Raw genomic sequence first — 23,919 nt, 5'->3', positions numbered from 1 at the left:
TGTTTGCACCTCCTTGATGCTGCTTTCTTACTCTTCCTTAAAGTACTTCCGGAGCAAGAGACACAATTTTCATGAACTGGTTATCACGAAGTTCTCGCGCAACAGGTCCAAAAATACGAGTTCCGCGCGGGCTCTTATCATCACGCACGACAACCGCAGCGTTTTCGTCAAACTTGATGTATGAACCATCATTCCGACGAACACCGCTTCTCGAACGAACGATAACCGCTCTTACGACGTCGCCCTTCTTAACAACGCCCCCTGGTGTTGCTTGTTTTACCGAGCAGACGATGACATCGCCGATGTTCGCCGCTTTACGGCCTGAACCACCAAGAACTTTGATGCATTGGACTTCACGAGCACCAGAGTTATCAGCAACTTTTAGACGGGATTCTTGTTGAATCATGCCATATACCTCCCTTCCTACACTTGTTCCTTTAGATAATGATTGCTTCTTCGATGATATCGACTAGACGAAAACGTTTATCTTTGGAAAGCGGACGTGTTTCCATGATACGTACAATGTCGCCTTCTTTTGCTTTATTGTCTTCATCATGCGCTTTAAACTTCTTAGAGTACTTAACACGCTTTCCGTATAGGCGATCCATCTTATAGGTTTCAACAAGTACAGAAATCGTTTTGTCCATTTTATCAGACACTACGCGTCCTTGATAAACCTTGCGTTGGTTACGGTCCATGCAGCAAACCTCCTTTAGGCGTTATTGATTCCGAGTTCACGCTCACGCAGTACGGTCTTCGCACGCGCGATTCCTTTGCGGACTTCGCGAATACGAACCGGATTATCTAACTGACCTGTTGCCAGTTGAAAACGTAGGTTAAAAAGCTCTTCCTTGAGAGAATCTGTCTTTTGTTCAATTTCAGCAGTGGTAAGGGTACGAATTTCATTAGCTTTCATTTACGTCACCACCAATTTCCACACGTTTTACAAACTTCGTTTTAATCGGCAATTTGTGAGAGGCAAGACGCAGGGCTTCGCGGGCAACTTCTTCAGATACACCGGAAATTTCGAACATAATCTTGCCAGGTTTCACAACTGCTACCCATCCTTCAGGAGCCCCTTTACCAGAACCCATTCGAACTTCAAGCGGCTTAGCAGTGTACGGCTTAGAAGGGAAAATCTTAATCCAAACCTTACCGCCACGTTTCATGTAACGAGTCATTGCAATACGAGCCGATTCAATTTGACGGTTGGTAATCCATGACGATTCCAGGGCTTGCAACCCGTACTCACCGAAGTGAATCGATGTACCGCCTTTGGAACGGCCACGCATTTTGCCGCGATGTTCACGACGATATTTAACACGTTTTGGCATTAACATGATTAGTTGCCTCCTTCCTCTTTATTGGTCCCTTTCGTTGGAAGGACTTCACCACGATAAATCCAGATTTTCACGCCGATTTTACCGTACGTTGTGTCAGCTTCAGCTGTACCGTAGTCGATATCTGCGCGAAGCGTGTGAAGTGGAACTGTTCCTTCGTTATAGTGCTCAGCACGAGCGATATCGGCGCCACCAAGGCGTCCAGATACTTGTGTTCTAATTCCTTTCGCTCCAGAACGCATGGTCCGTTGCATCGCTTGCTTCATTGCGCGTCGGAATGAGATACGATTTTCAAGTTGACGGGCGATATTTTCAGCAACAAGCTTAGCGTCAAGATCTGCCTGCTTCACTTCTGAAATGTTGATGTGTACACGTTTGCCAGTAAGATTATTTAGTGACTTACGCAATGCTTCAACCTCTGAACCACCTTTACCGATAACCATTCCTGGCTTAGCAGTAGAGATTGTGATGTTCACACGGTTCGCAGCGCGCTCAATCTCAACCTTAGACACAGAAGCGTCTTTTAGACGACCTTCAACGTGCTCACGGATCGCAATATCTTCGTGAAGTAGCTCAGCGTAATTTTTCTTATCTGCATACCACTTAGAATCCCAGTCACGAATGACGCCAACGCGTAGACCGACTGGATTTACTTTTTGACCCATGTGTTATCCCTCCTTCTTTTCTGACACAACCAATGTAATGTGACTCGTACGCTTGTTAATACGGCTTGCCCGTCCTTGGGCGCGTGGGCGGAAACGTTTCAGCGTCACGCCTTCATCAACAAATGCTTCACTAATTACGAGGCTGTTTGGCTCCATCTCATAGTTGTGCTCAGCGTTGGCGATTGCTGAGTTTAAGAGTTTTTCAACGACTGGAGAAGCTGATTTTGGTGTATGTTTCAAGATCGCAATCGCTTCGCCGACTTGCTTGCCACGAATTAAATCAACCACAAGTCGAACTTTACGAGGCGCAATGCGAACTTGTTTAGCTACAGCTTTCGCTTGTTCCATGGATGTGACCTCCTTCCCTACTTCACTTAACGTCTAGTTTTCTTATCAGCGGCATGCCCTTTATACGTACGTGTTGGAGCGAATTCGCCCAGTTTGTGTCCAACCATGTCTTCTGAAACATATACCGGCACGTGCTTGCGTCCATCATACACAGCAAACGTGTGGCCGATAAAATCAGGGAAGATGGTGGAACGACGAGACCATGTTTTAATGACTTTCTTATCATTTCCTTCGTTCAATGCTTCCACTTTTTTCATAAGATGGTCATCGACGAAAGGTCCTTTTTTTAGACTGCGACCCATGAGAGTGCCTCCCTTCGAGATTCGTCCACGGTTCTATTGTAAGAACCGTAGCCAAACCACGTTATTTTTTGCGACGACGTACAATGTACTTGTCGGAGTGCTTGTTTTTCTTGCGCGTCTTGTAACCAAGGGTTGGTTTGCCCCAAGGAGACAATGGTGACGGACGGCCAATCGGTGCTTTCCCTTCACCACCACCATGTGGGTGATCGTTAGGGTTCATTACGGAACCACGAACAGTAGGGCGAACACCCTTCCAGCGTGAGCGACCCGCTTTTCCAACGTTGATAAGCTCATGCTCGACATTTCCTACCTGACCGATGGTTGCTCGACAAGTGGCAAGAATGTAGCGAGTTTCGCCAGACTTAAGTCTTACAAGGGCGTAATCGCCTTCCTTACCAAGAAGCTGCGCTTCTGCACCTGCCGAACGCACGAGTTGTCCACCTTTTCCAGGACGAAGTTCTACGTTATGAATCACTGTCCCAACAGGTATGTTTTTAAGTGGAAGAGCGTTACCTGCTTTAATGTCTGCTTCAGCGCCAGACTCAATCAGCGTACCGACTTTAAGACCTTTAGGCGCCAAGATATAACGCTTTTCACCATCTACATAATTGATAAGCGCGATATTCGCAGAACGGTTTGGATCATATTCGATCGTGGCAACGCGGCCTGGAATTCCATCTTTGTCACGCTTGAAGTCAATCACTCGGTATTGGCGCTTGTGACCGCCACCTTGATGACGTACAGTCATGCGACCTTGATTGTTACGTCCACCTTTTTTATGAAGAGGCGCAAGCAACGACTTTTCCGGTTTATCCGTCGTGATCTCAGCAAAATCAGAACCACTCATCCCACGACGGCCGGCACTGGTCGGTTTGTACTTTTTAATAGCCATGTGAAGTTCCCTCCTTCTCTAATTCTTAGGCACCTTCAAAGAAGTCGAGTTCTTTCGACTCAGGTGTTAGTTCAACAATCGCTTTTTTGCGACGCGGCGTGAAGCCTGTGTAGCGTCCAAAACGCTTAGGTTTTCCTTTGTAGTTCATCGTTTTCACGCTGGAAACTTTCACTTCAAAGATTTCTTCAACCGCAGACTTAATTTCCGTTTTATTGGCACGAACGTCCACTTCAAACGTGTACTTTTTATCTTCCATTAGTTCTGTAGAACGTTCTGTGATTACAGGGCGCTTAATGATATCACGTGCTTTTGACATTACGCAAGCACCTCCTCTACCTTATCGACAGCGTCTTTGGTGATGATTAGCTTGTCATGCTTAAGCACATCAAGGACATTGACACTGTCTGCTGTTAGGAATGTGACGTTTGGCAAGTTGCGAGCAGAAAGAGCAACTGTCTCGTCGTAATCCGCTGTGACAACAACAGCTTTGTTCTCAACCAGAAGACTTTCGAGAACCTCTTTCATTGCTTTTGTTTTAATTTCATCAAATGCAAGGTTGTCAAGAACGATCAAATCTGAGTCTTTGACTTTAGAAGAAAGAGCAGACTTAATGGCTAGACGACGTACCTTCTTTGGAAGTTTATAGCTATAGCTACGTGGCGTTGGTCCAAACACGACGCCACCGCCAACCCATTGCGGGGAACGGATGGAGCCTTGACGGGCACGACCAGTTCCTTTCTGACGCCACGGTTTACGTCCGCCACCACGCACTTCAGAACGCCCCTTTGTTTTGTGTGTCCCTTGACGAAGCGATGCTTGCTGCATAACAACAGCGTCATGAAGAACACTTGTATTAGGCTCAATGCCAAATACTGTGTCGGAGAGTTCAATATCTCCTACTTGTGAACCTGTTTGATTTAAAAGTGTTACTTTCGGCATTCCAATCGGCCTCCTTTCTTAGATTGTTACGCTTTTACTGCTGTTTGGACGGCAACGTAGCTTTTCTTAGCTCCAGGTACGTTTCCTTTTACAAGCAGCAAATTACGGTCCGCATCTACTTTTACGATTTCTAGGTTTTGCATCGTGACTTGTTCGCCACCCATACGTCCAGGAAGGAGCTTCCCTTTGAACACACGGTTAGGCGCTACAGGTCCCATTGCACCAGGACGACGGTGATAACGTGAGCCGTGTGTCATCGGTCCACGCGCTTGATTATGACGCTTAATCGCACCTTGGAACCCTTTCCCTTTTGACGTTCCAATTACGTCTACCGTATCTCCTGCTGCAAATGTAGTTACGTTAATTTCTTGGCCGACCGTTACGTCGTCAAGGTTAACGCCACGGATTTCCTTGATGAAGCGCTTAGGGGCCGTTTCTGCTTTGACTGCATGACCTTGTGCTGGTTTGTTCGGCTTTTTCGCATCAGCAAACCCAAGTTGATACGCTTCATAGCCATCAGATTCTACTGATTTCTTTTGAAGCACAACATTAGGTTCAGCTTCAATTACTGTTACTGGGATGACTTCACCGTTTTCAGCAAACACTTGAGTCATGCCGACTTTTCTACCTAAGATTCCTTTGGTCATCCGTTACACCTCCTAATAAATAAGCAATTTTATCTCAAAGTTATAGCTTGATTTCAATGTCGACGCCTGATGGTAAATCCAAACGCATGAGCGCATCCACTGTTTGTGGTGTTGGATTCACGATGTCAATCAAACGCTTGTGTGTACGCATTTCAAATTGTTCACGCGCATCTTTGTACTTGTGAACCGCACGAAGCACAGTATACACGGATCTTTCAGTCGGAAGCGGAATCGGTCCCGAAACGCCCGCACCTGAACGTTTTGCCGTTTCTACAATCTTCTCAGCCGACTGGTCCAGCACACGGTGATCGAACGCTTTTAAACGAATGCGAATCTTCTGCTTTGCCATGATAGCCCTCCTTTATCGTCCATTTTAGAAATAGACATACTCCGCGGAAATTTCCTCACCCTCCCATGGCAAAGGGGCCGGGTGTGTCAGCAACCTTCCGCATCATCGATGCCCGTGCGAACAACCAAGATTATCGTTTCGACTCTAATAGATCAAAACACGGATCTCGGGCACACTTTTACTATTATATAGATTCTTGCCCTTGAATGCAAGGGCAAGCAGAATATTTTTTGCGCGCTCATGTATATTCGTAACGATAACCAAAGAGCACAGGCGGGTCGAAGAGAAGCGAGGATTTCGGAATGCCTGCACGAGAAATCCCAAGGTGCCAGCCGCCGCAGCTAGACAAAAGGAAATAGACGCTCAGCGAGTGAGCGTCTATTTGGCGTTTCTTAATCACTGTCTAGCAGCTTATTACTTCTCGATTGTTGCTACAACACCAGCACCAACTGTACGACCACCCTCACGGATTGAGAACTTTGTACCTTCTTCAATCGCGATTGGAGCGATAAGCTCAACCGTCATTTCGATGTTGTCTCCAGGCATAACCATTTCTGTTCCTTCAGGAAGGTGAATGATGCCTGTTACGTCCGTTGTACGGAAGTAGAACTGTGGACGGTAGTTTGAGAAGAATGGAGTGTGACGTCCTCCCTCTTCTTTTGATAGAACATAGACTTCAGCTTTGAAGTTTGTGTGTGGCGTGATTGTACCCGGCTTCGCAAGTACTTGGCCACGTTGGATGTCTTCACGTGCTACACCACGCAGAAGCGCACCAATGTTGTCCCCAGCTTCAGCGTAGTCAAGAAGCTTACGGAACATCTCAACGCCTGTGACCGTTGTTGATTTTTTCTCTTCCGTAATACCGAGAATATCAATATTGTCACCAACGTTCAATTGGCCACGCTCTACACGACCAGTCGCCACTGTGCCACGACCAGTAATGGAGAATACATCCTCAACTGGCATCATGAAAGGTTTGTCTTTATCGCGATCTGGAGTCGGAATGTACTCATCAACCGCAGCCATTAGTTCAACGATCTTTTCTTCGTAATCCGCATCGCCTTCTAGCGCTTTAAGAGCTGATCCTTGGATAACAGGAATGTCATCACCAGGGAAGTCATACTCAGAAAGAAGATCACGAACTTCCATTTCTACAAGCTCAAGAAGTTCTTCGTCATCTACCATGTCGCATTTGTTCATAAATACAACGAGGTATGGAACCCCTACTTGACGAGAAAGCAGGATGTGCTCACGAGTTTGTGGCATTGGGCCGTCAGCTGCGGATACAACAAGAATCCCGCCGTCCATTTGTGCAGCACCAGTAATCATGTTCTTAACATAGTCTGCGTGTCCTGGGCAGTCTACGTGCGCATAGTGACGAGAGTCTGTTTCATACTCAACGTGTGCAGTTGAGATTGTGATTCCACGTTCGCGCTCTTCAGGAGCACCGTCAATTGCGTCGTATGCCATTGCACTACCTTTACCAGAACGTTTTGCAAGTACAGTAGTGATTGCAGCAGTTAGCGTCGTTTTACCATGGTCAACGTGTCCAATTGTGCCAATATTGGCATGCGTTTTGGAACGATCGAATTTTTCTTTAGCCATGATTCATTTCCTCCCTTAAATACAATTAAATTTTATCGGTAAGAAAGGTTGCTGAACCGCGTACAGTCAGCTCCTTTCTTAGCTTACAACAAAAGTGGTTCTTAAACAATCAGGAACAGCTTACGCTCCTGTTTGCTTCTTGACGATCTCTTCAGATACGCTCTTTGGCACTTCTTCATAGTGATCAAAGAACATGGTGTACGTCCCGCGACCTTGCGTACGAGAACGAAGAGACGTTGCATAGCCAAACATTTCAGCAAGAGGGACGAACGCTTTAACAGTCTGGGCGTTGCCTCGTGCTTCCATGCCTTCTACACGTCCGCGACGTGCGGTAACGTCGCCCATGACATCTCCCATATATTCTTCAGGAACAACGATCTCCACTTTCATTAATGGCTCAAGAAGTACAGGGTTTACTTTGGTCTTTGAATTTTTGAAAGCCATCGAACCGGCAATCTTAAACGCCATCTCACTGGAATCAACGTCATGATAAGAACCGTCGTAAAGGCGAGCCTTAATATCAATCAGTGGGTAGCCAGCTACCAAGCCATTATCGAGTGCTTCTTCAATCCCCGCTTGTACGGAACCGATATATTCACGTGGAACAACCCCACCAGTAATGGCATTTTCAAATTCGAAGCCTGCTCCTTCTTCGTTAGGAGAGAACTCCACCCATACGTGACCGAATTGTCCGCGGCCACCGGACTGGCGAACGAATTTCCCTTCGACCTGTGCGGATTGACGAATCGTTTCACGGTAAGACACTTGTGGTGCCCCAACGTTCGCATCGACTTTGAACTCCCGTTTCATCCGGTCAACAATGATATCAAGGTGAAGTTCACCCATACCACCAATGATCGTTTGTCCTGTTTCTTCATCTGTATGCGTTTTGAATGTTGGGTCCTCTTCCGCGAGCTTCGCAAGTGCGATCCCCATCTTGTCCTGGTCAGCTTTCGACTTAGGCTCAACAGACAGATGGATAACTGGATCTGGGAAGTCCATGGACTCTAGAATAACATGGTTCTTCTCGTCACATAGAGTGTCTCCAGTTGTCGTGTCTTTCAAACCAACGGCTGCTGCAATATCCCCGGAGTAAACCGTAGAGATCTCCTCACGAGAATTCGCATGCATTTGCAAGATACGGCCGACACGCTCTCGCTTTCCTTTTGTCGAGTTTCGTACGTACGAACCGGAATCAAGCGTTCCAGAGTACGCACGGAAGAACGTCAACTTCCCAACGTAAGGGTCCGTCATAACTTTAAATGCAAGAGCAGAGAAAGGTTGATCATCGCCAGGCTCACGCGTGACTTCTTCCTCCGTCTCAGGGATATGCCCTCTAATCGCTTGAACGTCTAGCGGAGATGGCAAGTAATCAAGAACAGCATCTAGCATAAGCTGTACGCCTTTGTTTTTGAAGGCTGAACCACAAATAACCGGATAGAAATCAACGTCACATGTCCCTTTACGGATCGCTGTTTTGACTTCTTCGTTGGTTAATTCTTCACCTTCAAGATACTTCATCATAAGATCTTCATCGAGCTCTGCCACAGCCTCAAGAAGTGATTCACGAAGCTTGTCTGCTTGCTCTTTATATTCAGCAGGAATTTCCGTCGTTTCCCACTTTTGCCCAAGATCATCCTTAGAAATGTGAGCATTCATTTCAATAAGGTCGATGATTCCAGTGAAATCATCTTCCGCACCAATTGGGATCTGAATGGGATGAGCGTTTGCTTGCAAACGATCACGTAACGTGCTTACTGAATACATGAAGTCCGCGCCCAATTTATCCATCTTATTGACAAATACAATTCGCGGTACACCATATGTCGTCGCTTGACGCCATACAGTTTCTGTTTGCGGTTCTACGCCAGACTGAGCATCAAGAACCGCGACGGCCCCATCGAGTACGCGCAAAGAACGTTCAACTTCCACGGTGAAGTCTACGTGTCCAGGTGTGTCGATGATGTTGATACGATGGTCTTTCCACTGAGCGGTTGTAGCGGCAGAGGTGATCGTAATTCCACGCTCCTGCTCTTGCTGCATCCAGTCCATTTGAGAAGCACCTTCGTGCGTTTCACCAATCTTATGCACACGACCTGTGTAGAACAAAATCCGTTCAGTCGCCGTCGTTTTACCGGCATCGATGTGAGCCATGATGCCGATATTACGCGTATCTTTTAAGGAGAATTCTCTTGCCATGCTGTATTTCTCCTTCCTGAACATCTAGATTCGAATGTTTCTTACCAACGGTAGTGAGCGAATGCTTTGTTCGCTTCTGCCATTTTATGCGTTTCTTCACGTTTTTTGACCGCTGAACCAGTGTTGTTCGCTGCATCAAGAATTTCGTTTGCAAGACGTTCTTCCATCGTCTTTTCACCGCGATTACGCGCATAGTTTACTAACCAACGAAGACCTAGCGTTGTACGACGCTCTGGTTTCACTTCGATCGGCACCTGGTAGTTTGCACCACCAACTCGGCGTGCTTTGACTTCAAGCACAGGCATGATGTTTTTTAGCGCTTGGTCGAAGACTTCTGTTGGGTCATTGCCACTGCGTTCTTTCACTAGATCAAACGCATTGTATAGAATTGTTTGTGCTGTTCCGCGCTTCCCGTCAACCATAATACGGTTGATGAGACGGGTAACAAGCTTTGAATTGTGAATCGGATCAGGCAATACGTCACGACGTGGTACTGGACCTTTTCGAGGCATGTTTTCCCCTCCTTTCAACTACGATACGAGCTGATTATTTTGCTGCTTTTGGTTTCTTTGTTCCATACTTAGAACGACCTTGCATACGGTTTTGAACACCGGCCGTATCTAGTGCTCCGCGCACGATGTGATAACGCACCCCTGGCAAGTCTTTCACACGACCGCCGCGAATAAGTACCACACTGTGCTCTTGCAAGTTGTGTCCAATTCCTGGGATGTATGCTGTTACCTCAATCGCGTTCGTCAAGCGAACACGCGCATATTTACGAAGTGCCGAGTTTGGTTTCTTCGGCGTCATTGTACCAACACGTGTACAAACCCCGCGTTTTTGCGGAGAAGATACGTCGGTTTGTGCTTTTTTAAAGCTGTTAAAACCTTTGTTGAGCGCTGGTGAGTCTGACTTCTTCAATTTATCTACGCGTCCTTTACGGATAAGCTGATTAATTGTAGGCATTGTATCGTTTCCTCCCTTCGTTATCGTAATCATTAAGACCACTGTTCCAGGTGGTTCATGTTTAGGCATGATGAATATCTCCCGTGAATGCACTAAGGCATTCTACAAGGGATTTATCATTTCCTTAACGCCACAGTGGCCGCGCCAACGTCAATATTCGCCGCTCTTCCAAGCCGCTTCATTGAGTCAACATACACGACCGCAACCCCTGTATATGATGCTAAGGCGATCACTTCTTCCACTGCATGTGGTTCCGCGTCGCGCGCAACGTACAGTTCATCGACTAAACGAGCGTGTAACGCTTTTTGTGTCTGTTTGCTTCCGATAATCGGATGTTTCGCCTGCTCTACTTTTTCATATGACATTTGCTCATCCTCCAAAGCAACAGGCTCTTTGGCACACTTTGATATAGTATCACCACGACGCAGGCTGTGTCAACAGCCTGCGTGGGTGAATTTTTTAACCTTCTACTCCTGAGTAACCAGCTCTTCTTTTGCGGTTTCAAGATTCTCCGCGTGTTCATCATGATCGGAATGGATGCCAAGCTGGCGGTAGCGCTCCAGCCCCGTACCTGCTGGAACAAGTTTCCCGATGATCACGTTCTCTTTCAGACCAAGCAATCCGTCGCGCTTTCCTTTGATCGCTGCATCCGTAAGAACTCGCGTCGTTTCCTGGAAGGAAGCAGCAGAGAGGAAGGAGTCTGTTTCAAGAGAAGCCTTCGTAATTCCAAGGAGAACCGGCTTCCCTGTCGCTGGACGAGTGTTTTTCAAGAGTACATCTTTATTCGAGTCGTTAAAGTGCTTGATTTCAACAAGCGATCCTGGGAGAACCCCTGTATCACCAGCATCAACGACGCGGATTTTGCGTAGCATTTGGCGAACCATGACTTCAACGTGCTTATCCCCAATTTCTACGCCTTGAAGGCGATAGACTTTCTGCACTTCACGAAGAAGGTATTCTTGCACACCGCCCATGCCCGTCACTTTAAGCAGCTCTTTCGGATCAATGGAACCTTCCGTGAGCGTTTGACCAGGGGAGACTTTCTCTCCGATGGCTACTTTAAGACGCGCACCATAAGGGATCGCATAGTTTTTCGTTTCCAACTCGCTCTGAACGACCACTTCTCGCTTATCTCCGTCCTTGAAGTCAACAACTTCGCCCTCAATTTCCGTGATAACCGCTTGACCTTTCGGGTTTCTTGCCTCAAACAGCTCTTGAATTCGCGGAAGACCTTGCGTGATGTCATCCCCGGCAACCCCACCTGTGTGGAAGGTGCGCATCGTTAGCTGTGTACCAGGCTCGCCGATCGACTGGGCTGCAATGATGCCAACGGCCTCTCCGACTTCAACATCACTTCCGGTCGCAAGGTTGCGTCCGTAGCAAGCTTTGCAAACGCCATGATGCGTATTACATGTAAAGACAGAACGAATCGTTACTTGTTCAACGCCTGCATCGACAACTTGCTTTGCAAGGTCTTCATTCATCCGTTCACCGCGGTTCACAATCACTTCTTTTGTGTCAGGGTGGTAGACGGTTTTAAAGGCAACACGACCGACAAGGCGATCATACAAGTTCTCGATCGTTTCCGTGCCTTCTCTAATCGCTGCTACCTCAAGTCCCCGATCGGTGCCGCAGTCGTCTTCACGAACGATCACATCTTGCGCAACATCAACGAGACGGCGAGTGAGGTATCCTGAATCCGCTGTTTTCAGAGCGGTGTCCGCAAGTCCTTTACGCGCCCCGTGGGTTGAAATAAAGTACTCGAGGACGGTCAAACCTTCACGGAAGCTCGACTTGATCGGAAGTTCGATAATGCGACCAGATGGGTTCGCCATCAAGCCACGCATTCCAGCTAGCTGTGTAAAGTTCGAAGCGTTCCCACGGGCTCCAGAGTCACTCATCATAAAGATTGGGTTGCTTTTATCAAGCGTGCCCATGAGTTTACTTTGAATAATGTCCTTCGCCTCACTCCAGATGGAAATTACGCGATCATAGCGTTCCTCTTCTGTAATGAGACCCCGACGGAACTGCTTCACAATACGAGCGACTTTATTTTCGGCATCATCAAGAATTTCCTTCTTCTCGGCAAGCACAACAATGTCCGCTACACCAACCGTAATGCCGGCCTTTGTTGAATACGTAAAACCAAGATCCTTCATGCGATCGAGCATTTTAGAGGTTTCTGTGATCTTAAATTTCTTGAAGACTTCTGAGATCACATTTCCTAGGAATCCTTTCTTGAACGGCGGGACTTGCTCGCGTCCTTTGAGGAGTTCCTTCACATCTGTATCGCTTGGCACCATATATTTGGCAGGTGTTTCAATTTCCAAGTTGCTATTTGTCGGTTCATTGATATATGGGAACGACTCCGGCATGATTTCATTGAAAATCAACTTCCCTACTGTTGTTAGAAGCAGCATGCTTTGCTCTTTTTCCGTAAACGTCGACTTGTTTAGAGACGCCACAGGTATTGCCACGCGTGTATGCAAATGGACAAACCCATTTTGATAGGCAATCAACGCTTCGTTCGTATCTTTAAAGACCGACCCTTCGCCTTTGGCCTCTTCATTTTCCATGGTTAAATAATAGTTCCCGAGAACCATATCCTGTGAAGGGGTCACAACTGGCTTTCCGTCTTTCGGATTCAAGATGTTTTGAGCGGCAAGCATTAAAATGCGCGCTTCCGCCTGCGCTTCCGCCGATAATGGTACGTGGACCGCCATTTGGTCCCCATCAAAGTCAGCGTTGTACGCCGTACATACTAGCGGATGTAGTTTGATGGCACGACCTTCAACCAGAACGGGTTCAAACGCTTGAATCCCAAGACGGTGGAGCGTCGGGGCACGGTTAAGCAGTACAGGATGCTCACGGATCACTTCTTCAAGAACGTCCCATACTTCCGGATGCACGCGTTCTACTTTCCGTTTCGCGCTCTTAATGTTGTGTGCAAACCCTTTGGAGACAAGTTCTTTCATAACAAAAGGCTTAAAGAGCTCCAGCGCCATTTCTTTTGGCAGACCGCATTGATACATTTTTAAATTTGGTCCGACAACGATCACCGATCGACCGGAATAGTCGACGCGTTTACCAAGAAGGTTTTGACGAAAACGACCTTGTTTCCCTTTTAACATATGAGAGAGAGACTTTAGCGGACGGTTCCCAGGGCCCGTAACAGGTCGACCACGACGGCCGTTGTCAATCAAAGCATCGACTGCCTCTTGAAGCATACGCTTTTCATTTTGCACGATAATGTTCGGCGCCCCGAGGTCAAGGAGGCGCTTCAAGCGATTATTGCGGTTGATTACACGACGATACAGATCGTTTAAATCGGACGTCGCAAACCGACCGCCGTCTAGTTGAACCATCGGACGAAGTTCTGGTGGAATTACTGGAAGAACATCCATGATCATCCAAGGCGGTTCGTTGCCAGAGTTCCGGAAAGCTTCAAGCACTTCCAATCGCTTAATGGCACGCGTACGGCGCTGACCTTGTGCGGTTTCGAGTTCTTCTTTTAGCGCGTTAACCTCTTTCTCCAGATCGATGTCAGAGAGTAACTTACGAATCGCTTCTGCTCCCATGGATGCTGTGAAAGAACGGCCATACTTGTCATAATAAGCACGGTACTCTTTTTCAGAGAGTAGCTGCTTTTTCTCAAGCGGCGTATCCCCTGGTTCCGTCACCACATACGAGGCGAAGTAAATGACCTCTTCAAGAGAGCGAGGCGACATGTCGAGTGCGAGCCCCATGCGGCTTGGAATGCCCTTAAAGTACCAAATATGAGAAACGGGGGCTGCGAGTTCAATATGACCCATGCGTTCCCTCCGTACTTTGGCACGTGTAACCTCTACCCCGCAACGATCACAAACGACGCCTTTGTAGCGCACACGCTTGTATTTCCCGCAGTGACACTCCCAGTCCTTTTGCGGTCCGAAAATCCGCTCACAGAACAAACCGTCTTTTTCTGGTTTTAACGTGCGATAGTTAATCGTTTCCGGCTTCTTCACTTCGCCTCGAGACCAAGAACGAATCTTCTTTGGTGATGCGAGGCCAATTTTCATGTATTCGAAGTTGTTTACATCTATCAAGGGGCCAACCTCCCTTATGATTTTCCACTCCTGTGGACCCATTGCGTAAGAATGGCGCAAGTCTTGAGACGGTGAAGGGGCAGAAGCCATGCCTCTCCCCTACCATCGATCACTGCTTATACTTGAGACTCGTTTGTCTCTAAATTTAAGTTGAGCTTTTCTGTTGTTTGTTCATCCTCGTCATCAAGCTCACGCATTTCAATTTCTTCTTCGTTGCTGGAAAGCATTTTCACGTCCATTCCAAGGGCCTGAAGCTCCTTAATGAGAACTTTAAAGGACTCAGGAACGCCAGGTTCTGGTACGTTCTCCCCTTTAACAATCGATTCGTACGTTTTCACACGGCCGACCACGTCATCCGACTTAACCGTAAGGATCTCTTGCAACGTGTAGGCAGCCCCGTACGCTTCCAGTGCCCAAACCTCCATCTCACCAAAACGCTGACCACCAAACTGCGCTTTCCCGCCAAGTGGTTGCTGTGTAACGAGAGAGTAAGGACCTGTGGAGCGGGCATGAAGTTTATCGTCAACCATATGTGCCAGCTTGATCATGTACATGATTCCTACTGAAACCCGGTTGTCGAACGGCTCACCTGTACGCCCATCATATAGAATCGTTTTTCCATCACGGGCCATCCCTGCTTCTTCAATCGTACCCCAAACATCCTCTTCCCGTGCTCCGTCAAATACAGGTGTAGCCACGTGAATACCGAGCTTGCGAGCGGCCATCCCAAGGTGAAGTTCAAGCACTTGTCCGATATTCATTCGCGATGGCACGCCGAGTGGGTTCAACATAATATCAATGGGTGTTCCATCTGGGAGGTACGGCATATCTTCTTCCGGTAAAATCCGTGAAATAACCCCTTTGTTCCCATGACGCCCGGCCATTTTATCGCCCTGATTGATCTTACGCTTCTGTACAATGTACACACGCACGAGCTGGTTCACACCAGGAGGCAATTCATCTCCGTCTTCGCGATTAAAGATCTTCACGTCAAGAACGATGCCATCGCCACCGTGTGGGGCACGCAAGGACGTATCACGAACTTCACGAGCCTTTTCACCAAAGATTGCGTGCAGGAGTCGCTCTTCTGCCGTTAGTTCCGTCACACCCTTAGGCGTTACTTTCCCAACGAGAATATCGCCATCCTTTACTTCAGCGCCAACACGGATAATTCCTCGCTCATCAAGGTTACGAAGCGCATCTTCACCGACGTTTGGAATATCACGAGTAATCTCTTCGGGTCCGAGTTTTGTATCACGAGCATCGGATTCATATTCTTCAATGTGAACAGATGTGTAGACATCATCTTTAACCAAGCGTTCGCTTAAGATAATGGCATCCTCATAGTTGTACCCTTCCCATGTCATAAAACCAACGAGAACATTCCGGCCAAGAGCCATTTCTCCTTCTTCCATTGAAGGCCCATCGGCAAGGATCTCACGTTTTTCCACACGATCGCCTTCACGAACGATTGGACGCTGGTTATAACTCGTGCCCTGGTTGGAGCGCACGAACTTTTGCATGCGGTACTTATCAAGGTCGCCTTTGGTTTCTTTGCCGTCCACTTCCTCTATTCGACGTACCCACACTTCTTTTGCTGTGACTCGCTCAACATCACCCGCATATTTTGATACAACAGCTGCCCCTGAATCTTTGGCAGACATATGCTCCATCCCTGTTCCAACGAGCGGTGCTTCCGGTACAAGAAGCGGAACCGCTTGACGCTGCATGTTCGCACCCATCAACGCACGGTTCGAGTCATCGTTTTCTAGGAACGGAATACAAGCGGTTGCCGCGGAGACTACCTGCTTCGGCGATACGTCCATGTAGTCAATACGCTCGAAAGGAACTGCTGTGTTCTCTCCACGGAAACGAGCAATGATGTTAGCGTCGACGAAAGAGCCATCGTCATTCAGCTTCGCATTCGCTTGCGCCACAACATAATGGTCTTCTTCATCCGCTGTAAGATAATCAATACGCGCTGTTACTTTCCCTGTTTCCGGGTCGACTCGGCGGTAAGGAGTCTCCATAAAGCCGAACTCGTTGACCTTCGCATAGGAAGAAAGAGAGTTAATCAACCCAATGTTTGGCCCCTCTGGCGTTTCGATCGGACACATACGCCCGTAGTGGGAATAGTGAACGTCACGTACTTCCATCCCTGCACGTTCACGCGTTAGACCACCAGGCCCGAGCGCGGAGAGTCGACGCTTGTGCGTGAGCTCTGCAAGCGGGTTGGTTTGGTCCATGAACTGGGATAGCTGAGAGCTTCCAAAGAACTCTTTAATCGAAGCGATCACGGGCCGGATGTTAATCAGCGCCTGAGGCGTAATCGCGTTTGGATCTTGGATCGACATCCGCTCACGCACCACACGCTCCATGCGAGAAAGGCCAATGCGGAATTGGTTTTGCAAAAGCTCACCGACCGAACGAAGGCGGCGATTCCCTAGATGGTCAATGTCATCGGTATCGCCAACACCGTGCAACAAATTAAAGAAGTAGCTGATCGAAGCGATGATGTCAGAAGCGGAAATATGCTTAACATTTTGCTCAACCATGCCGTTTCCAATAACGGAAATCTCGCGTTCTCCTTCATAATCATCGTTGGCATAGATCTTAATGGATTGAATATCCACATCGGCTTCATCGAGGACGCCTCCTGATGTACGCGCGGTGCGAAACCCAACATTCTTTTCCAGATGTGGAATGAGCCTATCGAGAACACGACGATCCAAAACAGTTCCTTCTTCAGCCAAGACTTCTCCTGTTTCGGGGTCGACAAGCGTCTCAGCCAGGCGCTGGTTGAAAAGTCGGTTCTTAATGTGTAGCTTTTTGTTCATCTTATAGCGTCCGACATTCGCTAAGTCATAGCGTTTCGGATCAAAGAAACGAGATTCAAGCAAACTTTTCGCGTTATCGACCGTTGGAGGCTCTCCAGGGCGAAGACGCTCATAGATTTCAAGGAGGGCTTTTTCTGTTGAGTCCGTATTGTCTTTTTCTAGCGTATTTCGTAAGTATTCGTTTTCGCCAAGCAGATCAACGATTTCTTGGTCCGATCCAAAACCAAGCGCACGCAAGAGAACAGAAACCGGGATCTTGCGTGTACGGTCGATACGTACATACACGATGTCCTTCGCATCTGTTTCAAGCTCAAGCCACGCTCCACGGTTTGGGATCACTGTCGCTGTAAAAGCATTCTTCCCATTCTTGTCGAGCTTTTGGCTGTAATAGACACTTGGGGAACGAACAAGCTGTGAAACAATCACTCGTTCAGCACCGTTAATGATGAATGTTCCTGTTTCCGTCATCAATGGGAAATCGCCCATGAACACTTCTTGTTCCTTTACTTCGCCTGTTTCTTTATTAATCAAGCGAACTTTCACCCTGAGAGGAGCAGCAAAGGTGACATCTCGTTCTTTTGACTCATCGACAGGGTACTTTGGTTCTCCTAGACTATAGTCAATAAACTCTAAAACTAAATTACCAGTGAAGTCTTGAACCGGAGAGATGTCCTGAAACATTTCTCGCAAGCCCTCATCAAGGAACCATTGATAAGAAGCCGTTTGAATCTCAATCAAGTTTGGCAGCTCTAGCACTTCATTAATTCGCGCATAGCTTCTCCGCTGACGGTGACGTCCATACTGAATTAGTTGACCTGTCAACTGATTCACCCCTTAAATCTTGCGTTATAGTATCTAAATCAACTGTTAAAAAGCGTATCTCTCGCCTTTTAACAGATAAACCTTTGCAGATATACGCGGGTTACGTATAGTGAAATAAACATAAACGTTTTGCAAGAGGATGGTACCCTCACTAAGCATATACAAAGCGGTAAAAAAACAACCGTTCAGCGAAAATCATCACTTCTACCGAGCGTGTTGCTTTATCGTAACCTACTCTTTATACGCCCTCTTTCTAACATAACCGATTGTACTAGCATAACCAAAAATGAACCGTTCCAATCAATGAGTCTTCATCCCCTTGAAATTGAAAACGGTAATTTAGGCAGTTATACGCATTAAATAACAATACCACAGTTAAAAAATGCAGTCAAACCTTTTCTGCGCAAAGCAAATAATACCCTTTGTCTTTCGCCACAGTTTCTACATTTCCAAAGCATTGCCTTAGCTTTTCTTTCGCCGAAGGCGCACCCTGCTTCTTCTGAATCACCACCCACACCTGCCCATTCGTCGTTAAGTGATCATAGGCCTGCTCTAACAGTCGATGAACCACTTTTTTTCCGGCTCGTATCGGAGGATTCGTAACAATCGCTGCAAAATCATGTTTCTCTACGCCTTCAAGCCCATCACTTACATAGACTTTCGCATTCTTTACCTGATTTTGTTTACGGTTCCTCTCACAAAGCTCTACGGCACGCTCATTCACGTCGACCATATGAACTTGACGCCCTTCGTCTTGCTTAGCAAGCGCTAATCCTATCGGCCCGTATCCACAGCCAACATCCAAAATACCCCCATGTACGTCCGGGTACAGAAAGGATTCGATTAGAAATCGACTTCCATAGTCCACTTCGCCTCGCGAAAACACGCCGCGATCCGTGGTAAACGTTAGCGTCTCCCCCCGCAGCTCATATGCCCATGTTCTCTCTTCGTGCGTGGATGTGGGCGTGCGGCTATAATAGTGCTCCGACATTTGCTTACTCCCTCCTTCTAGGATTAAACGGTAACCGAAAAGCGTAGGCCGGTTGCCTAGGAGCGAGAATTTTGGAGACCCGATAATAGAAATCCCGATTTTTGGATTTCGTTATCGGGGCGAAAAATCTCAAGCTCCTACCCGCCGAAGCTAGACAATACCGAAAAGCGCAGGCGGGTCGAACAGAAGCGCGGATTTTGGAAGGCCTGACAAAGAAATCCGGTTTTGGATTTCGTGTCAGGACTGAAAAATCCCGAGCTTCTACCCGCCGAAGCTAGACAAAAGAAGGCCCGCGTTTCTCGCGGACCTTCTTCCTATTCAGCAGACCTTACTTAACTTCTACGCTAGCGCCCGCTTCTTCAAGTTTGCCTTTGATTTCGTCAGCTTCTTCTTGAGCAATGCCCTCTTTAATTGGGGCTGGAGCACCGTCAACAAGTGCCTTCGCTTCTTTAAGGCCAAGGCCAGTGATTTCACGAACCACTTTGATCACGTTGATTTTGGAACCGCCAGCAGATTCAAGAACGACGTCGAATTCTGTTTGCTCTTCCACGCCACCTTCTGCTGCACCGCCAGCTACAGCGACAGGAGCTGCTGCTGTTACACCGAACTCCTCTTCAATTGCTTTAACAAGATCGTTTAGTTCAAGAACAGTCATTTCTTTGATCGCTTCAATGATTTGATCTTTACTCATTTTAAATCCTCCTAATATAATTCTGTTATGAAATCGTTTTGCTGCAAGTGAACCTTATGCCCCTTGCTCTTCTTTTTGGTCTGCCACTGCTTTTGTCGCAATTGCAAAACCGCGTACAGGTGCTTGCAAGACGTTTGCCAGCATTGAAAGAAGTCCATCGCGAGAAGGAAGCTCCGCTAGTGCTTTGACTTCCGCTGCCGTTGAGACATTGCCTTCGATAACACCCACTTTAATTTCAAGCGCGTCGTTCTTCTTAGCAAACTCGTTAATCACTTTCGCAGGTGTGATTACATCTTCGGTTCCAAACGCAATCGCCGTTGGCCCCACAAGATGCTCATCGAGACCTGTTAGATCTGCTTCTGCCGTTGCACGACGGATCAGTGTATTCTTGTATACTTTATACTCAACACCCGCTTCACGAAGCTGTTTACGAAGCTCAGTTACCTGTGCCACGTTCAGCCCGCGATAGTCAACGATCACTGCAGAGCTTGCATCACGTAGTTTTGTCGCAATATCAGCGACCAGTTGCTTTTTTTGCTCGAGCACATTGCTCATTGTAACACCTCCTGTAAGGCTTGTTCGCACACCGCAAGACATATAGAAAGCCCTCGCGCAACCGCACGAGGGCATATAAATTCAAAGAATCTATTTTCTGCACCTCGGCAGGAAATTAAGCTTAGGGGCACCTGCTGTCTACGGTATGACTATTTTATTAACACACGCTAGTTACAATACCATGTAAGAACGTATAGTGTCAATGGTTTATTTTGCATAGGCAGAAGTCACAACACGAACTCCAGGGCCCATGGTTGAAGCTACTGCGATGTTTCTTACATACGTTCCTTTTGCTGCTGTCGGCTTGACCTTATGCAGTGTTTCCATGATCGTTTTGAAATTTTCCATTAGTTTCACTGTATCAAATGAAATTTTTCCAATCGGAACATGGATATTTCCGGATTTATCCACACGGTATTCCACTTTACCGGCTTTGATTTCGCCAACGGCTTTCTCCACATCGAACGTTACGGTACCCGTTTTAGGGTTTGGCATAAGGCCTTTTGGTCCAAGAACACGACCAAGTTTACCCACTTGAGCCATCATGTCTGGAGTTGCAACGATCACATCAAACTCAAACCAACCTTGGTTGATTTTGTTGATCAAATCGTCTTCCCCAACGAAGTCAGCGCCCGCAGCTTCCGCTTCCTTTGCCTTATCACCTTTTGCAAAGACAAGCACGCGCTGCGTTTTACCTGTACCGTTCGGCAAAACAACTGCTCCACGGATTTGCTGGTCTGCTTTTTTAGGGTCAACACCAAGACGAACCGCTACTTCAACCGTCTCGTCAAATTTAGCAATGGATGTTTTCTTTACTAGTTCGATTGCTTCTTCCGCCTGATAGGACGCATCACGGTCTACAAGCTTCAAAGCATCTGTGTATTTCTTGCTTCTTTTAGCCATACTATTTCCTCCTCGTATGTGGTAGTAACGGCAGAACCTCCCACTATTTGAAAGGCTGCGACCCTAGACGAGCGCAACCTTTCAGCAAACGGACTCATTAGTCTTCAATCGTAATACCCATGCTGCGAGCCGTACCCTCTACCATGCGTATTGCATTATCGACATTCGCCGCATTCAAATCCGGCATTTTCGTTTCAGCGATTTCGCGTACTTGATCGCGCTTAACCGTTGCAACTTTATTGCGGTTTGGCTCACCAGAACCAGACTCGATTCCTGCTGCTTTCTTAAGAAGAACTGCAGCTGGTGGCGTTTTTGTAATGAATGTAAACGAGCGATCTTCAAACACAGTGATTTCAACTGGAATGATAAGACCCGCCTGATCAGACGTACGAGCGTTAAATTCTTTACAGAATCCCATGATGTTCACACCTGCTTGACCGAGTGCCGGTCCAACTGGTGGTGCCGGATTGGCTTTACCCGCAGGAATTTGCAATTTAACCATTTTGATTACCTTTTTAGCCACGTGACACACCTCCTTAAGTCCGTGATGTGGTTCCCGGGTACTACGCGCGCACCCTCCCACTCAAAAAAACGGATGCTAGCTGCGCATCCGACTGCGTAGTTTGGATATTCCATACTAAACATGAGAATCTTATCACCAAAAAGCCCAAAGATCAAGCTGTTTTTAAGAAATCTTTTCGACCTGATTAAACTCTAGTTCAATCGGCGTTTCACGACCGAACATATTAACATGGACTTTTAACTTTTTCTTCTCCACTTGAATTTCTTCAATCGTGCCAACAAAATCTGCAAATGGCCCCGTTTTCACCTTCACTGATTCTTTTATGTCAAAGTCGACCTCTGTATGAAGCTCATTTTCACCCATTTGCCTGAGGATATTGTCCACTTCATCTGGCATAAGCGCGGTTGGCTTGGATCCAGCTCCTGCTGATCCGACAAACCCTGTGACCCCCGGCGTATTACGAACCACGTACCAGGAATCATCCGTCATGACCATTTCCACTAACACATAGCCTGGGAACACCTTGCGTGTCACTTGCTTCGTTTTTCCATTCTTTGTTTCTGTTTCTTCTTCCACCGGAACAAGTACTCGAAAAATGTTGTCCGTCATTTCCATCGACTCTACTCGTTTTTCAAGATTGGTTTTCACCTTGTTCTCGTAGCCAGAATATGTGTGCACTACAAACCAATTTTTCTCCATTGTTCAGGACGGTTGAGTCCTTCCCTCCTTTTTCGCTGCTACTTATGCTGTTCACTATTAAAGTAGAAGCTGGACAAGTTCTGAAATACCAAGGTCCACAACATAAAAGAAAGCGACCATAAAAGCAAGCGTGGCCAGTACTACAAGTGTATACCTTGTCAGTTCCTTTTGCGTCGGCCAAGTCACACGTTTCATTTCTTGTCCAACACTTTTCAAGAACGTTACAGGTCCTTTTTTCTCGCTAGCCATGATGTTTCCGTACACCTCCAGCACTACACATTATAGACAAGATAGACGCCTTTCATAAGGCTAGCGTCTATCGAATGAATAGCCGTATCATTAAATCGCACCAATAAAAAAAGAACCGCTCTTTAGTTCAACTAAATCGTTTCGAGATGAATCGTATGAGCGGTACATCGTTTGCAAAACTTCTTCACCTCTAGGCGGCTCACATCGCATTGATTTTGTTTAGGCATTGCATAATTACAAGACTTACAAACATCGCAAGCCCGTACTGCATTTCTTGTTCAACACGGCACCCCGCTACTATAGCACATACTCTTTGACTCTAGCACAGCACAAAAAAAGTGTCAATGACACAGAAAGGCGGAGGCGGGTCGAACAGGAGCGAGGATTTTGGAGACCCGATAAAAGAAATCCCGATCTTGGATTTCGCTAGCGGAGCGAAAAATCCCGAAGCTCCTACCCGCCGCAGCTAGACACACAGAAAAGCGGGGGCGGGTTGGGCAGGAGCGAGGATTTTGGAGATCCGGTAACAGCAATGCCTTATATTTTACACACCTCGAGTCCTCTTCAAAAAAAGACGGCACCCGATCAGGCACCATCTCCCCCTTATAAGACAACACTTTTCAGTTCTACATAACGCTCCAGCTTACGCTTTACCCGTTGGAGAGCGTTATCAATCGATTTCACATGCCGGTCTAGGTCCACGGAAATCTCCTGGTACGTCCGACCATCTAAGTAAAGCGTGAGAACTTGTCGTTCCAGCTCACTTAAGATTTCACTCATTTTCCCTTCGATGAAAGCGAACTCCTCTTGGTTGATGAGCAGTTCCTCCGGATCCGTGACACGGTTTCCGCAAATCACATCTAGAAGCGTCCTCTCTGACTCCTCGTCATAAAGAGGCTTGTCCAAGGATACATATGAATTGAGAGGGATATGCTTTTGGCGCGTAGCCGTTTTAATGGCCGTAATAATTTGACGGGTAATACATAGCTCAGCAAATGCCTTAAAGGACGACAGCTTGTCCCCTTTGAAGTCCCGGACAGCTTTATAGAGCCCAATCATTCCTTCTTGCACGATGTCTTCGTGGTCAGCTCCAATGAGAAAATACGACCGCGCTTTTGCGCGAACAAAACTCTTGTACTTCGAAATCAGATGTTCCAGGGCCAGCGTGTTTCCGTTGTGCACCTCATGAATGATGAGATCGTCCTCCCATTCAGCAAAATGCCTCTCTGTGAAGATTACAGGTTCCTCAAATAGTTTTGCGCTCAAAACGTTTCACCCCTCGCGTTAGCCTCGACTTAATGTTGTGAAAAGT

27 protein-coding genes, 1 pseudogene and 1 other annotated feature are annotated in these 23,919 nt (G+C 47.1%); all 28 genes and pseudogenes read right to left on the bottom strand.

Annotation, left to right across the window (positions count from 1 at the left end):
* Nucleotides 1-37 precede the first annotated feature (37 nt).
* Nucleotides 38-406 (bottom strand): 50S ribosomal protein L14, encoded by a 369-nt coding sequence (gene rplN, locus AVZ68_RS15325; protein ID WP_059105446.1) that lies wholly within the window; start codon nt 404-406, stop codon nt 38-40.
* Nucleotides 407-437: 31 nt separating this feature from the next.
* On the bottom strand, nt 438-698 hold the full coding sequence (gene rpsQ / locus AVZ68_RS15320; RefSeq protein ID WP_059105445.1) for a 30S ribosomal protein S17: 261 nt from the start codon (nt 696-698) through the stop codon (nt 438-440).
* 14 nt (nt 699-712) lie between these two features.
* Nucleotides 713-916, bottom strand: coding sequence for a 50S ribosomal protein L29 (rpmC, locus tag AVZ68_RS15315; protein WP_059105444.1), 204 nt, complete (start codon nt 914-916; stop codon nt 713-715).
* On the bottom strand, nt 906-1,340 hold the full coding sequence (gene rplP / locus AVZ68_RS15310; protein WP_059105443.1) for a 50S ribosomal protein L16: 435 nt from the start codon (nt 1,338-1,340) through the stop codon (nt 906-908). Before rplP ends, rpmC begins: the two co-directional genes overlap by 11 nt.
* A gap of 2 nt (nt 1,341-1,342) precedes the next feature.
* Nucleotides 1,343-2,005 carry a 30S ribosomal protein S3 gene (gene rpsC / locus AVZ68_RS15305; protein ID WP_059105442.1) on the bottom strand — a complete coding sequence of 221 codons (663 nt, stop codon included), beginning with the start codon at nt 2,003-2,005 and terminating at the stop codon, nt 1,343-1,345.
* A gap of 3 nt (nt 2,006-2,008) precedes the next feature.
* Complete coding sequence (gene rplV, locus AVZ68_RS15300) at nt 2,009-2,353, bottom strand: 50S ribosomal protein L22 (RefSeq protein ID WP_059105441.1); 345 nt, start codon at nt 2,351-2,353, stop codon at nt 2,009-2,011.
* Nucleotides 2,354-2,379: 26 nt separating this feature from the next.
* Nucleotides 2,380-2,655, bottom strand: a complete 276-nt coding sequence (gene rpsS / locus AVZ68_RS15295; RefSeq protein WP_059105440.1) for a 30S ribosomal protein S19 — start codon at nt 2,653-2,655, stop codon at nt 2,380-2,382.
* Nucleotides 2,656-2,716: 61 nt separating this feature from the next.
* Nucleotides 2,717-3,547: a 50S ribosomal protein L2 gene (rplB, locus tag AVZ68_RS15290; RefSeq protein WP_059105439.1), complete on the bottom strand. Its 831-nt coding sequence runs from the start codon at nt 3,545-3,547 to the stop codon at nt 2,717-2,719.
* 25 nt (nt 3,548-3,572) lie between these two features.
* Nucleotides 3,573-3,863 (bottom strand): 50S ribosomal protein L23, encoded by a 291-nt coding sequence (gene rplW / locus AVZ68_RS15285; protein WP_059105438.1) that lies wholly within the window; start codon nt 3,861-3,863, stop codon nt 3,573-3,575.
* The gene (gene rplD / locus AVZ68_RS15280; RefSeq protein ID WP_059105437.1) at nt 3,863-4,486 is read right to left on the bottom strand and encodes a 50S ribosomal protein L4; all 624 of its coding nucleotides are present in this window, start codon (nt 4,484-4,486) and stop codon (nt 3,863-3,865) included. The genes rplW and rplD overlap by 1 nt, the downstream gene beginning before the upstream one ends.
* A gap of 26 nt (nt 4,487-4,512) precedes the next feature.
* Nucleotides 4,513-5,133 (bottom strand): 50S ribosomal protein L3, encoded by a 621-nt coding sequence (gene rplC / locus AVZ68_RS15275; RefSeq protein WP_059105436.1) that lies wholly within the window; start codon nt 5,131-5,133, stop codon nt 4,513-4,515.
* Between the two features lie 40 nt (nt 5,134-5,173).
* The gene (rpsJ, locus tag AVZ68_RS15270) at nt 5,174-5,482 is read right to left on the bottom strand and encodes a 30S ribosomal protein S10 (protein ID WP_059105435.1); all 309 of its coding nucleotides are present in this window, start codon (nt 5,480-5,482) and stop codon (nt 5,174-5,176) included.
* 414 nt (nt 5,483-5,896) lie between these two features.
* A complete protein-coding gene (tuf, locus tag AVZ68_RS15265; RefSeq protein ID WP_059105434.1) occupies nt 5,897-7,087 on the bottom strand; it encodes an elongation factor Tu in 1,191 nt (396 codons plus the stop codon).
* A gap of 120 nt (nt 7,088-7,207) precedes the next feature.
* Nucleotides 7,208-9,286, bottom strand: a complete 2,079-nt coding sequence (gene fusA, locus AVZ68_RS15260) for an elongation factor G (RefSeq protein ID WP_059105433.1) — start codon at nt 9,284-9,286, stop codon at nt 7,208-7,210.
* A gap of 41 nt (nt 9,287-9,327) precedes the next feature.
* Nucleotides 9,328-9,798, bottom strand: a complete 471-nt coding sequence (rpsG, locus tag AVZ68_RS15255; RefSeq protein WP_059105432.1) for a 30S ribosomal protein S7 — start codon at nt 9,796-9,798, stop codon at nt 9,328-9,330.
* Nucleotides 9,799-9,832: 34 nt separating this feature from the next.
* Nucleotides 9,833-10,252, bottom strand: coding sequence for a 30S ribosomal protein S12 (gene rpsL, locus AVZ68_RS15250; protein WP_059105482.1), 420 nt, complete (start codon nt 10,250-10,252; stop codon nt 9,833-9,835).
* Between the two features lie 116 nt (nt 10,253-10,368).
* Nucleotides 10,369-10,617 (bottom strand): ribosomal L7Ae/L30e/S12e/Gadd45 family protein, encoded by a 249-nt coding sequence (locus AVZ68_RS15245; RefSeq protein ID WP_059105431.1) that lies wholly within the window; start codon nt 10,615-10,617, stop codon nt 10,369-10,371.
* A 102-nt stretch (nt 10,618-10,719) separates the two neighbouring features.
* The gene (rpoC, locus tag AVZ68_RS15240; RefSeq protein ID WP_059105430.1) at nt 10,720-14,337 is read right to left on the bottom strand and encodes a DNA-directed RNA polymerase subunit beta'; all 3,618 of its coding nucleotides are present in this window, start codon (nt 14,335-14,337) and stop codon (nt 10,720-10,722) included.
* Between the two features lie 116 nt (nt 14,338-14,453).
* The gene (gene rpoB / locus AVZ68_RS15235; protein ID WP_059105429.1) at nt 14,454-17,996 is read right to left on the bottom strand and encodes a DNA-directed RNA polymerase subunit beta; all 3,543 of its coding nucleotides are present in this window, start codon (nt 17,994-17,996) and stop codon (nt 14,454-14,456) included.
* Between the two features lie 388 nt (nt 17,997-18,384).
* On the bottom strand, nt 18,385-18,987 hold the full coding sequence (locus AVZ68_RS15230; RefSeq protein WP_059105428.1) for a class I SAM-dependent methyltransferase: 603 nt from the start codon (nt 18,985-18,987) through the stop codon (nt 18,385-18,387).
* 328 nt (nt 18,988-19,315) lie between these two features.
* Nucleotides 19,316-19,678: a 50S ribosomal protein L7/L12 gene (rplL, locus tag AVZ68_RS15225; RefSeq protein WP_059105427.1), complete on the bottom strand. Its 363-nt coding sequence runs from the start codon at nt 19,676-19,678 to the stop codon at nt 19,316-19,318.
* Between the two features lie 54 nt (nt 19,679-19,732).
* Nucleotides 19,733-20,233 carry a 50S ribosomal protein L10 gene (rplJ, locus tag AVZ68_RS15220; protein WP_059105426.1) on the bottom strand — a complete coding sequence of 167 codons (501 nt, stop codon included), beginning with the start codon at nt 20,231-20,233 and terminating at the stop codon, nt 19,733-19,735.
* Between the two features lie 34 nt (nt 20,234-20,267).
* Nucleotides 20,268-20,395 (bottom strand) — a sequence feature (ribosomal protein L10 leader region).
* 45 nt (nt 20,396-20,440) lie between these two features.
* Nucleotides 20,441-21,136 carry a 50S ribosomal protein L1 gene (gene rplA, locus AVZ68_RS15215; protein ID WP_059105425.1) on the bottom strand — a complete coding sequence of 232 codons (696 nt, stop codon included), beginning with the start codon at nt 21,134-21,136 and terminating at the stop codon, nt 20,441-20,443.
* A 97-nt stretch (nt 21,137-21,233) separates the two neighbouring features.
* Nucleotides 21,234-21,659, bottom strand: a complete 426-nt coding sequence (gene rplK, locus AVZ68_RS15210) for a 50S ribosomal protein L11 (RefSeq protein WP_059105424.1) — start codon at nt 21,657-21,659, stop codon at nt 21,234-21,236.
* 162 nt (nt 21,660-21,821) lie between these two features.
* Nucleotides 21,822-22,358 (bottom strand): transcription termination/antitermination protein NusG, encoded by a 537-nt coding sequence (gene nusG / locus AVZ68_RS15205; protein ID WP_059105423.1) that lies wholly within the window; start codon nt 22,356-22,358, stop codon nt 21,822-21,824.
* A gap of 57 nt (nt 22,359-22,415) precedes the next feature.
* A complete protein-coding gene (gene secE, locus AVZ68_RS15200) occupies nt 22,416-22,607 on the bottom strand; it encodes a preprotein translocase subunit SecE (RefSeq protein WP_059105422.1) in 192 nt (63 codons plus the stop codon).
* A 131-nt stretch (nt 22,608-22,738) separates the two neighbouring features.
* Nucleotides 22,739-22,855, bottom strand: a pseudogene (gene rpmG, locus AVZ68_RS19935) (50S ribosomal protein L33); the annotation flags it as partial.
* Between the two features lie 355 nt (nt 22,856-23,210).
* A complete protein-coding gene (gene sigH / locus AVZ68_RS15195) occupies nt 23,211-23,843 on the bottom strand; it encodes an RNA polymerase sporulation sigma factor SigH (protein WP_059105481.1) in 633 nt (210 codons plus the stop codon).
* Nucleotides 23,844-23,919 lie beyond the last annotated feature (76 nt).

Source organism: Shouchella shacheensis (assembly GCF_001484965.1).
GTDB lineage: Bacteria > Bacillota > Bacilli > Bacillales > Bacillaceae_D > Shouchella > Shouchella shacheensis.
The sequence above is the reverse complement of the archived record's forward strand: the minus strand, read 5'-3'. Positions and strand labels throughout refer to the sequence as shown.